The following is a 250-nucleotide window of genomic DNA, read 5'->3' as shown; positions in this document are numbered from 1 at the left end:
CCAAAGTTATTACATTGAGCGGCGTTTTTATTTTTTGTCGTGATGATGGTCGATGTAAGTTAGCAGAGCTAACACAAACGTACCGAACAAAAGCATCAAAGAAATACTCTCGTAAACCGACATGGTTGAACCCTTTCTGCAGTATATTGACCATAGGCCTCACCTCCGGGAGGAAAAACAACCGCCGCTCATAAAACTTTCTGCGAAAATAATTGTACAGAAATTTTGTTTGCAAAAGAAGACGAACAAG

1 protein-coding gene is annotated in these 250 nt (G+C 40.0%); it reads right to left on the bottom strand.

Annotation, left to right across the window (positions count from 1 at the left end):
- Positions 1–27: 27 nt before the first annotated feature.
- The gene (locus CP363_RS10620) at positions 28–96 is read right to left on the bottom strand and encodes a putative holin-like toxin (protein WP_223876185.1); all 69 of its coding nucleotides are present in this window, start codon (positions 94–96) and stop codon (positions 28–30) included.
- Positions 97–250 lie beyond the last annotated feature (154 nt).

The organism is Lactobacillus sp. UMNPBX12 (genome assembly GCF_002553955.1).
Lineage (GTDB): Bacteria > Bacillota > Bacilli > Lactobacillales > Lactobacillaceae > Lactobacillus > Lactobacillus crispatus.
This window is presented reverse-complemented; position numbering and strand designations above follow the sequence as displayed.